The organism is Streptomyces sp. NRRL F-5630 (genome assembly GCF_000719475.1).
Classification (GTDB): Bacteria; Actinomycetota; Actinomycetes; order Streptomycetales; family Streptomycetaceae; genus Streptomyces.
On sequence record NZ_JOGO01000017.1, the window covers coordinates 85,412 to 95,878 of the forward strand.

Annotated in this window: 7 protein-coding genes; 4 read left to right on the top strand and 3 right to left on the bottom strand. The window is 70.1% G+C overall.

The features are described 5' to 3' along the window. Nucleotides 1-69: 69 nt before the first annotated feature. Both IF99_RS0111205 and IF99_RS0111210 read right to left on the bottom strand, forming a co-directional pair. On the bottom strand, nt 70-4,395 hold the full coding sequence (locus IF99_RS0111205; protein WP_030996252.1) for a LamG-like jellyroll fold domain-containing protein: 4,326 nt from the start codon (nt 4,393-4,395) through the stop codon (nt 70-72). Nucleotides 4,396-5,357: 962 nt separating this feature from the next. Next, complete coding sequence (locus IF99_RS0111210; protein WP_030996253.1) at nt 5,358-6,164, bottom strand: SAM-dependent methyltransferase; 807 nt, start codon at nt 6,162-6,164, stop codon at nt 5,358-5,360. Nucleotides 6,165-6,540: 376 nt separating this feature from the next. On the opposite strand from IF99_RS0111210, the gene IF99_RS0111215 reads away from it, so the two are divergent. The 3 genes from IF99_RS0111215 to IF99_RS0111225 are packed head-to-tail and all read left to right on the top strand — an operon-like array spanning nt 6,541 to nt 9,391. Beyond that, nucleotides 6,541-7,119 (top strand): RNA polymerase sigma factor, encoded by a 579-nt coding sequence (locus IF99_RS0111215; RefSeq protein ID WP_234340661.1) that lies wholly within the window; start codon nt 6,541-6,543, stop codon nt 7,117-7,119. Next, the gene (locus IF99_RS0111220) at nt 7,116-7,763 is read left to right on the top strand and encodes a hypothetical protein (RefSeq protein WP_234340662.1); all 648 of its coding nucleotides are present in this window, start codon (nt 7,116-7,118) and stop codon (nt 7,761-7,763) included. The genes IF99_RS0111215 and IF99_RS0111220 overlap by 4 nt, the downstream gene beginning before the upstream one ends. Then, on the top strand, nt 7,760-9,391 hold the full coding sequence (locus tag IF99_RS0111225) for an FAD-dependent oxidoreductase (RefSeq protein WP_030996255.1): 1,632 nt from the start codon (nt 7,760-7,762) through the stop codon (nt 9,389-9,391). Before IF99_RS0111220 ends, IF99_RS0111225 begins: the two co-directional genes overlap by 4 nt. Nucleotides 9,392-9,521: 130 nt before the next feature. On the opposite strand, the gene IF99_RS0111230 is transcribed toward IF99_RS0111225, so the two are convergent. Continuing rightward, on the bottom strand, nt 9,522-9,758 hold the full coding sequence (locus IF99_RS0111230) for a hypothetical protein (protein WP_030996256.1): 237 nt from the start codon (nt 9,756-9,758) through the stop codon (nt 9,522-9,524). A 226-nt stretch (nt 9,759-9,984) separates the two neighbouring features. On the opposite strand from IF99_RS0111230, the gene IF99_RS0111235 reads away from it, so the two are divergent. Next, a complete protein-coding gene (locus IF99_RS0111235) occupies nt 9,985-10,401 on the top strand; it encodes an NUDIX domain-containing protein (protein ID WP_030996257.1) in 417 nt (138 codons plus the stop codon). The last annotated feature ends 66 nt before the right edge of the window (nt 10,402-10,467 follow it).

Genomic DNA, 10,467 nt, shown 5'->3' on the forward strand with positions numbered 1-10,467 from the left:
AGACGTCTTTCCGTACGGGCGCCCGGTGACCGGGCACGGTCAAGAACGAGAGAAGGGTGAGCTGTGCGGTCAGCTACGCGGCGGAACCTCGGTGGGGAGGTCCCAGGGGATGTTGAGGAAGCTGACCTGGCTGTCGTCGAGCGCTCCCTGGAAGGCCCACACATCGTCGACCGAACCGGGGAAGAGACTGTCGGTGTCGACCTTCCCGCCGGTCACGGTGGCACCGACATCGAAGGTCTTGGTCGCCTTGTGCGAGAGGACGTTCTCGCCCCAGGCGATCAGGTCCTGACAGCCGGAATCATCGGGGTTGCCGTCAGCGTCGTCATCGCCGCAGACATCCTCCTGGACGACACCGTTGACGTAGAGACGTGCTTCCTTCAGCAGACCGTCGTAGACGACAGCCAGGTGATTCCAGTCGGTTACCTCGTAGAACAGGTTGTTCGACAGCCTCTTGACCGATGCGTCTTTGGAGTCCGCATCGGAAATGCTGAGTTCGAAATGTCCCTGCTCACTCGTCGTGGCCGAGCCCGGAGCCCAAACCACCTTGAGAGGGCTGCTCGCGCCCCCCTCCGCGGAGAAGATCGTTTTGTCCTTGTCCGGCACAGCGGCGGCCTTCGCCCACGCCGTCACGGTGAAACTCGACCCCGTATCGACAGGCATCGTCGCGGTCGAGAGATAGGCATCCGTGCCGTTGAGGTTCACACCCAGATCGTCGACATACCCCTCTCCCTTGCTCGCGCCCCCATGCAGCGTCATCGGGCGTGCCTGCGCGGACAGATCGGGAGAGGTCGCCGGCGTTGTCGACGAGAGTGACTCGAAATTCCAGCGCCCCTTGAGCACAGGGTGCTGGCGCACCATCTGCGCCACCTCCTCCGGCGAGACGACACGGTCGTACAGGCGCACGTCGTCGATCGTGCCGGGAAAGTTGTTGACGGGCTTCGTCTCACCGTCGTAGACACCCGCGCCCAGGTACATCGACTGGTCCGCGTACCAGGCATTGGGCAAGTCTGTCGTGCCTGCTTTCGTCCCGTTCACGTACAGCGTCAGGGTGTTCGCCACGGTGTCGTGCACACCCACCAGGTGCACCCACTCACCTGCCTGTGCGTGGGTGCCGTCAGGCTGCATCGCACGAACGATCGATGCGTCCTTGCTGTCCTCCGAGTACTGGTTGAAGGCCCAGCGGTCGTAGTAGCTGGAGTAGTACAGCTCCAGCCCCGGGGCGAAGTTCCCGGCCTGCAACGCGATCGTCGCCGTGTGATCGGGCTTATCGTCGAGCTTCGCCCATGCCGAGACCGTGAAGCTGCGCTGCGTGTTCAGGTGAGGGCCACGCTCCTGCGCGATACGCCCGTACCCGGTCCTGCCGTCGAAGTGCGCCGCCTTGCCCGTCACACCCTCGACCCCGGTGGTCACCCCGCCCGAGTACTTCGCCGGGAACACTTGACCGTGGCCCTGGATCTGCTGGGCGCCCGCGGCCTCGTCCAGCGGGAACTGCGCGATCGCCGGGCGGCCCGGGTCACCCACGTCCTTCTTGTCCTTCAGGAGCGCGATCTCGTCAACCGCAAGCGGCTTGTCGAAGACCTGTACTTCGTCGATCAGACCAGGGAAGAAGGCACTCCGCCCGCCCCCGTCGTATGAGCCGGCTCCGATCTGGAAACCGCGACGGGCCTCCCACGGAGTGCTGTACGCCGTCTCCCCCGCAAGCTTCCCGTCCACGTACAACGCGAGCTTGTCGTCTGTCGAACTGTACGAACCCACCAGGTGCGTCCACACCGCCGCTTTCGCGTCCCCCGGCTGAGCGGACATGGCCCGCACGACCGGCACCGTCCCCGCCTTGTCCTCCGAGTACTGGTTGAACACCCACCGGTCGTAACTGGACGAGTAGTACAGCTCGAAACCCGGCTTTTCGTTACCCGTCTGGCTCGCCACGATCGCGGCTTGCTCGGGCATTCTGTCGAGCTTGACCCACGCCGAAACCGCGAATCCGCCGCTGGTGTTCACCACAGGCAGATCGCTGTACGCGTACCCGTCCGTGCCATTGAAGTGCGCCGCCGCACCGAGCGCACCCTCCTCACCCAGGACGACGCCGCCGTGCACATCCATCGTGCGAGCCGGCGTCGAACCCTTCGCCTCTGTGGCTCCGGCTCCCTCGTCGAACTGCCATGTGGCGCGATCCGGCTGACCGGCCCGCACCCGGAAAACGTAGGTGTGCGGAGCGCTGCCGTTGCCTGCCGCGTCAAATGCTTGAGCCGTCACGTAGTTCAAGCCTGCGTAGGACGGCAGAGTCTTGAAGGTCTTGGCCGCCCCACCGCTCGTGGACAGCTTCCTTGTCGAGGACGGATCCGTGTTGATTCCGTACCAGTACGTCGTCACGTCCGTACTGCTCGACTTCACCTCGAACGTCCCGTACTTCCCCACGCCGTCGTACCAGGGATCGACCGGGTCGGCCGGGTCCATCGCCGGGTACTCGGGCGAAGTGATCGTCGGCTCTTTCGGGACGGACGTGTCGTAGACGAAGTAGCAGGCTTGCGGGTCACCGGCATAGGACCATGGCGAGTACTGCGCCCCGTCCCAGACCCGCACGTACCAGTTGATCGTCGTGTTCGCCGGCAACGTCGACGGCATTGCCTGGGTGAACTGCTCCCCGGACGGCTTGAGAGCGCTCCGGGCGGGCTTCCAGTACTTCTTCGTCCCCTTCTCCACCCAGTTCGCCTGGAACTCAACGGCGACCTTGTCTCCGTCCGGGTCCTTCACATTGGTCACGTACAGCTTGCCGAGCGTGCGCACCCGCACGGGCGACGAGGAGGGTTTGCACGCGCCGCCGTACTCCATCAGCATCTGCGACGTCCGCACCTGCGCCGGAGGGCGGTTGTACCGCACCCTCAGATACGCCTTGTCCGAGAACCGCTTCCACGCGTTCTTGTCCGACTCGTCGCCCGCCCGAAGCCCGAACGTCATCGTCGACGTCTTACTGTTCGCCGCCGACTGCACCGCCGACTTCACATCGAACTCGGCGTCCTTCTGATCCTTGCCGTTGAACCCGTACGCGAACGAGCGCGTGTCCAGCTTCTTGACCCAAAAGCCCGAAGCATTCTGCGAGTTCCACGTCGTCGACGACGAAATCTTCTTCGTCTGCCACAACTCCACACTGTGGTTCGACGACGTCGCCGACCACGTGTTCTTCACCACGAACTCCGCCGAAAGGATCGACTTCCCCGCGAACTTCGACACCGGAATCTGGTAAAAGAGCCGCTTCGTGTCGTGCGGGGCGCAGTAGTCCCAGCCGCAGAAGCCCATCCCCGCATCGTGGTCACCGTTGAACTTCCACTGCGGGGACGACGCCCAGTACTTCGACGCCATCGTCCACGACGACGCCTTCGGCGTGTACCACTGCGGATCGATGAACACCGGGTACTGCGTGCCCTCTCCCGACAGCACGTCCTTGTCGGGCGTCAGCACCAGTTCCTTGCCGCCGGATGGCACCTCCACACCGACGGTGGCGAGCTTGCCCGACTCAGTGGCGCCCGGTTCCGTGGGAGCCGCCGCGGCCGCCTTCGCCGAAGCACCCGAGCGAGACGCCTTCCCCGCACCCTCCGTTTCGGTGCCCGGCCCCGGCGAGGAGTCCCACATCTGCGGCGTCGGCGCCTCGAACACAGCGCTGCCCGCGCCGTCGTCAACGGTTTCCAGGCCACCCTGCGCGGTCTCCTTGACCGCCATCCCCTCCGCCGCGAGCTCCAGCCGCAACGACTTCAGCTCCGGATTCGCCGCAGCCTCCGCACTCTTCACCACCAGCAACTGCGTGAAACCGTCCACCTGCGCACCCATCCGCAGGTCCACCCCCGGCAACACCTCCGCATACGTCGCCATGTCCCCCGACACCACCGGCCTCGGCAACGCCGACGGCCACGACAGCGCCAACTCCCGCCCCGCCCGCTCCATCTGCACCAGCGGCTGATCACCACCCGCCGAGAACGTCACATCCGTCACCGCCGCCTTCGGCCGCACCCCCGCCGAAGACACCGCGAGATCCGTGTCGACATCGACCCACTTTCCGCCCTGGCGGGTACGCACCGGACGCAGGTACTCCCGCGCCTCCAGATGTCCCTCCGGCGTCGCGAACACGTCCCGCGACTCAGCGCGCAAGGAGACGACCTCGACCGGCTTCCCCGACGCCTTCGCCTCCGCAAGCGCCCGATCCGTCTCGGAAGTGCCCTGACCCGCCTGTGTACCCGCGCCCGGCCCCCCTGTGGCCTGCTGAGAGGTCCCCCCAGCGACAGGATCACCGGCAGCGGAAGCGGGGGCTGCGGCGAGCGGCAACAGCCCCGATGTCAGCGCCGCACCCAGCAGCGCACCGAACCAGCGCCCGCTACGGCGAGGACTTCGCCTGCCTCTGGGCACACTCCGCCCACCTCCCCTGCACCCGCCACCCACAACCCCACCCCTGACACACGAAAAACACACAAGTGGACTGAGTCAACGCTGCACCACGGAGAGGCGTCAAGGGGTTACGGAATGAGGCTGGAGAGTCCTGCAGTGGCAACAAAAGGGGATATTCACTCCATGGACGAAAGAAGATGCGTGTAGCCGACAGCTACGTTTTTGGCGATGCTTCGCCACACCCAGAACGTCACATACGGACCGCCCCGGAAGACCATGCGCACCCCAAGCCGGCCCCACGAAAGTGGCAAGAAAATTCCTCGAAAGAGTCACCGAACGAGGCCGGGACTCCCGCCGGCGAAACGGACGAAGAGGTGATACCTCCACAACACGGAGGCCGGAACGACCGGGGCACGGGTCGACGGGGAGCTTCCGGAGGAGCCGGGCCCCAGGAGTGGGCGTCCCGCCGCTCGGGCCGTGGCACTGAGCTGAGCCGAAGGGTGCCGCAGCCGAGAGGGGGCCCTGCACGGGGACGGCCGGCAGTCCTTCGCTCCGTACGGCCCCGAAGTGGACGCGCGGGGGCGCGTCTTTTCCCGTACGGAGCTCAGGCTCAGACCGCTCCGGGAGGGCGCCGTCCGCCGCGCTCTCGCGCAGGTCCGGCGCCGCTTCTCATCGCGGCACCCAGATCATCCCCGCCGAGTCCCGCGCGGCCAAATCGCCGTGCGCCCGAAGGAGTTACCCCGCCGCTGTCCGGGTGCTCCCCGGACGGCCCGGCGTTGCCCGCCTCGCCCGTACGGCCGGGGCCCGAGGTTGAGCCGATCCCCCGGCACCAGGGCACGGCAACGCCTCGGCGTGCCGCGGCCGCGCCGCGTACCTCGGCAGCCCGGCGTCAACGGCTTTCCTCTCCGTCACCCCACCCATCAGAGCTGTGCCGCAGCCGCCCTCTCCGCGCGTCCGCGCGCCGCCTTTCGCTCGCCGGCGTGTCAGGGGGCGGGTTTGCGGGCCACCGCCGCGTAGCACGCGGATTCCGCCGGGGTCGTCGGGTCGGGGCCGTCGGGGCGCCATGCGTGGCTCGGGACGAGGCCCGGGTCCAGGATGTCCCAGCCCTCGAAGAAGCGGATGATCGCGTCGCGGCTGCGGGCCTTGCCGGGGGTGCCCGAGGCGGCGTATGCCTGGGTGAGGCGTGCTATGCCCGCCGGGTCGAACTCCGGTGTGACATGACTGATCGCGAGCGTACTGCCGGGCGACAAGGCAGACTTGAGGGTGGCGACGAGCCCGTACGCTTCCTCGTCGTCGGGGACGAAGTGGAGGAGGGCGTTGAGGGAGAGGGCGACCGGGCGGGAGAGGTCGAGCGTCGCGAGGAGGTCGGGGGCGGCGAGGAGCGCGGCCGGGTCGCGGGCATCCGCCTGCACGTAGGCCGTACGGCCCTGGGGGCTGCTGTGCAGAAGGGCGCGGGCGTGGGCGAGGACGATCGGGTCGTGGTCGGCGTAGACGACGCGCGCGGTGGGGCGGACGGACTGGGCGACCTCGTGGAGGTTGGGACTCGTGGGGATGCCCGTACCGATGTCGAGGAACTGGTCGAGTCCCGCGCCGGCCAGAAGACGAACGGAGCGGTGCATGAAGGCGCGGTTGACGCGTGCGGTCGTGAGGATGACGGGGAAGGCTGTGAGGGCGGCCTCGGCGGCCTCACGGTCGGCGGGGAAGTTGGTCGTACCGCCGAGGAACCAGTCGTACATGCGGGCGGAGTGCGCGCGGTCGAGTTCGAGATCCACCGCGTACTCGTCTTCCATTGCCCACCAGTCCCTTCGTCGTGGGGACTTCTGCCCTCGGTCCCCGGGGTTGTACACGTGCTGGATCAGTTGTACGAACAAAAATCCGAGCTGTCATCCGTTCGCAGACAAAGGGGTTATGGAGAAGCAGGTGGGCGCGAGACAAAGGAGGGCCAGGGTTGCGGGGTTGCCGGGGGTTGCGGGAGGACGCGCGCGCCGGCTCCCGGCGACGCGGGCTGATCAGGGCTAAGGAGCGGCGCCTGTGCGGTGCGAGCGAGGGGTGGGGGACGAGGGGGGACGGGGTGCGAGGAACGGGGCGGATACGGGTGGGGGCACGGGACGGAGCCGGGGCTCGCGGACCGGCGCGGGCGCCGGTGGGGGCGGGAGCGGACGTGCCGTGCTCGACCCGGCGTTGATCGCCCCCAGGCGCCCGGACCTGACCTTCGACGCCTTCGCGGACTCGCACATGAAGCTGTGGACGCGGTACGCGGCCTCGCAGGTGGGGGCGGCGCACAGCGACGAGGTCGTGGCGCGGACGTGCGGGTGGCTGCGGGGGAACTGGAGACGGGTGCTGGGCTCGGACTCGGTGGCGCGGTACGCGTGGCGGGTGCTGAAGGCGGAGGTCCACGCGTGCGCGACGGAGCAGGGCGTGGGACCCGAGGGCGAGATGGCCGAGGCCGCGCTCGCCGAACTCCCGGAACGGCTGTACGACTTGGTGGTGCTGCGGTACGAGTTGGGGGTGGGGGACGCGGAGATCGCGGACTACCTGGGCATCGAGCAGGCGGCGGTGGGGGCGCAGGCTCGGTACGCGCGCGGGCGCGTGGAGGGGTTGTCAGGGGTGAAGGGATCGCCGGGGGCGGAGAGGGCTGCGGAGACGGAGGGGCATCCGGGCGTGGAGGAGCTTTCGGGTGTTTCGCAGGCAGAGGGACGGTCGGGGATTCCGGAGACGGAGGGACTTTCAGAGGTGGGCGAGTGAGGCACGTACCGGCGCCGCACGCCCCCGCGCCGCATGAGCAGGCCGCGCGGGACCTGGATCTGGCCGTGGCGCTCGTCGTGGACGCGCCGCCCGCCGCGGCGAGTCTCGCGCGGCTCGTCGCCGAGCCCGCCGACGAGGGTGGGGGCGATCCCCACGGGGCCCTGGTCTTCGGGGCGTTGCTGCACCTGACGCGCGCCGAGGAGGCGGCCGGGTGGTGGTGGCGGCACGCGGCGGAGGGCGGGAACCGCACGGCGGCGTTCCTGCTGTACCTGCTGCACAGCGCGCGGGGGGAGTTCAGGGACGCGGAGCGGTGGCGCGCGCGGGGACGGCGGACGCCCAAGCCGCGTACGGGCGAGGGGCCGGAGGGCGGGCCACCGCCGCTGTCTGCCGACGTGCGCCACCGGCTGCTCGCGCAGTGCCACGCCCGCCGTACGCCCTCTCTGCCCGCCGCTCTGGAGAGCCTCGTGAACCGGCTGCCGCAGGTACCGGCCGTCGATCCCGAGTACGGCGTCCCCGCCGGCGTACCGCACCCCGACGCCTCGCTGCGACGACTGCTGGAACCCAACTCCGGTGGCGCGAAAGGCGGTCGGGGGCGCCATGAGGCGGGAGGACGGGACCGACGCACCACGGAGGGAACCGCATGACCGGTACGGGTGACCGCCATGCCGTCGTCATCGGCGGCAGTCTCGCGGGGATGCTCGCGGCGCTGGTACTGAGCGCGCACGCGCGGGTGACGGTCGTGGAACGGGACCGGCTCGGCGCCGGGGGCGGGGGCGCGGTAGGGGGCCGTGGCGCGGCAGGGAGTGGTGGCGGCGGTGGCGCGACCGTGGGAGGAGGTGGCACGGCTGGAGGCGGTGGCGCGGCCGGGCGCGGCCCCCGGGCCGGTATTCCGCAGGCGCGGCACACCCATGTCTTCCTCGAAGGCGGCCAATTGGCGCTGGAGTCGCTGCTGCCGGGCATCCTCGGCGAGTTGGCCGCGCGCGGTGCCCTGCCCGTCGGGATGCCGTACGACCTCGTGCAGCACCAGTCCGGGCGCTGGTACGAGCGTTACGCCGCGAGCACGCGATTCCTCTCCTGCACCCGGGGGTTGCTCGACTCGGTCGTACGGGAACGGGTGCTCGCCGAAGGAGGCGTGGACCTGCTCGCGGGCACCGAGGCGACGGGACTCGTGGGGGACGCGGAGCGCGTGCGCGGGGTACGCGTCCGCAGGCGGGGCGCCACCGGCGAACCGTACGAGATTGAGGCGGACCTCGTCGTGGACGCCTCGGGGCGGACCTCGCGGGTACCGGCGTGGCTGCGGGAGATCGGCGCCGAGGACCCCGAGGAGGAGACGATCGACACGGGCCAGGTGTACGCGACCCAGCTCTTCCGGCCACGGCCTGGCGCCGAGGACCCCGGTTACCACTGCCTGTACTTCCTCCCCGACCCCGAACAGCCGCTCACGGGCGTGGTGCTGCGCGTGGAGGACGGCCTCTGGATCGCGAGCCTCTCAGGGCCGCGCGGCAGCGAACCGCCCACGGACCCGGCGGCTTTCCTGGACTTCGCGAGCCAGTACCCGCACCCGTACCTGCGCGCCTGGCTCAGCACGATGGAGCCGGTGGGGAACGTCCACAGCAACCGCAGCACGGCCAACATCCGCCACTACTACGAGCGCCCGGGACGCCGCCCCGCGGGACTGCTGGCCATCGGCGACGCGTTGTGCGCCTTCAACCCCGTCTACGGGCAGGGGATGACGGTGGCGGCCCAGCAGGCGGTGGCGTTGCGGAAGGTGCTGGGAGGCGGGGGCGGAGCCCTCGGGGATGCGGCCCTCGGGGGCGGGATGCCCGGGAGTGGGATGCCCAGGAGCAGGGCGCTCGGCACGGGCAGGGGGTCCCGGAGCGGGGCGGTCGAGGGTGCGGCGCGCACGGGGCGGCGGGCTTTCGGGCGGGGCGGCAGGCGTACGCGGGACGTGCAGCGGGTGCTCGCGGGGGTGGCGGGGACCGCCTGGGCGATCTCGGCCGGGGCCGACCGCGCGGTTCCCGGTGTCGAGTCCACCGGGCGCGGCCCGAACGCCCTCGACCGCCTCACCGGGCGCTACCTGCGCCGCGTCGCCGCGATCGTCCCCGGGGACCCCGGTGCGGGCCGCCACTACCGTTCCGTCCTCTCCCTCACCGCGTCACCGGCCCATCTCTTCCATCCCCGGGTGGCTCTCCCGGCCTTCTTCCGCGCACCCAGGGCGACGCCGGAGGAACCGCCGCTGGTGGTGGAGGGGTGGCGGGGCGTGGAGGGGTGAGGCACGGCGCAGGGCGGAGTGACGCACGGCGGCGGGGCGGCGGGCGGCGAGTCCGGAAGGATGCTCACCGCCCCGCCGCCCCGCGGGTCACTCAGCCGGGTCCGTCAGCACAGGGCCCGGCCGGGGTCCGTCAGTACAGGGCCCAGAGGGACACGCGGCCGTTGACGTCCGTGCAGGTGGCGTCCTGGTAGTACTCCTTGGCCTTCGGGATCTCCGCCTGACACGCGGCCAGGTTCGGGTACATCTCCGGCCCGCCGGCGATGTCGTGCCACTGGGCGGCGGAGGCGGTGCCGGCGGTCAGCGGGACAGCGACCGCCGCGGCGAGGGTGGCAAGGCCGAGGGTCGTACGCGTGCGCCACGACTTCATAAATGTTCCTCCTCGGAACGGGACCGGTCAGCGCCGGTCCCGGTTGGGTAGGCTCTGCCAGCCTCTCTCCTGCCCGATGATCATTTCCTCACACCGCCCCTTTGGATCACTCCGCACGACGCGACGGCTGGGCCGCGCGAGGCGGGCGACAATGGGGGGCATGATCCGTCCCCACGCGCTGATTGCCCGTGTGTGGCGGCTGCTTCGGCCCTTTCAGTGGCGGCTGTTGTGGTGCGCGCACGCCAAGTACAACGTCGGTGTCACCGGGGTCGTACGCGACGACGAGGGACGTGTCCTCCTGCTGCGCCACCGGCTGTGGTCCCCGCAGCGGCCCTGGGGCCTGCCGACCGGCTTCGCCGCCAAGGGCGAGGAGTTCGGGCAGACCGTCGTCCGCGAGGTCAAGGAGGAGACGGGCCTCGATGTCGTCCCCGGCCCCCTCGTCCGCCTCCGCAGCGGCTACCGCCTCCGCCTCGAAGTCGCCTACGAGGCCCGCCTTTCCGGCGGCACCCTCCGCCTCGACCCCCTGGAGATCCTGGAGGCCCGCTGGTGCCGGCCCGACGACCTGCCGGAGGGGCTGTCGGACATCCACCGAGGATTGATCAGCGGCGAGGTGGACGGGGACGTGCTCCGGGGAGCGGGGTGAGGGGCGGAGTAAAGGGCGGGGCGGGGTGTGGGGCCGCGCGGGGTGTGGGGCCGCGCGGGGTGTGGG

Coding starts and splice junctions, on each gene's coding strand:
- IF99_RS0111210 (WP_030996253.1), bottom strand. CDS start 6,164: ATGGAAGACGAGTACGCGGTGGATCTCGAACTCGACCGCGCGCACTCC.
- IF99_RS0111225 (WP_030996255.1), top strand. CDS start 7,760: ATGACCGGTACGGGTGACCGCCATGCCGTCGTCATCGGCGGCAGTCTC.
- IF99_RS0111230 (WP_030996256.1), bottom strand. CDS start 9,758: ATGAAGTCGTGGCGCACGCGTACGACCCTCGGCCTTGCCACCCTCGCC.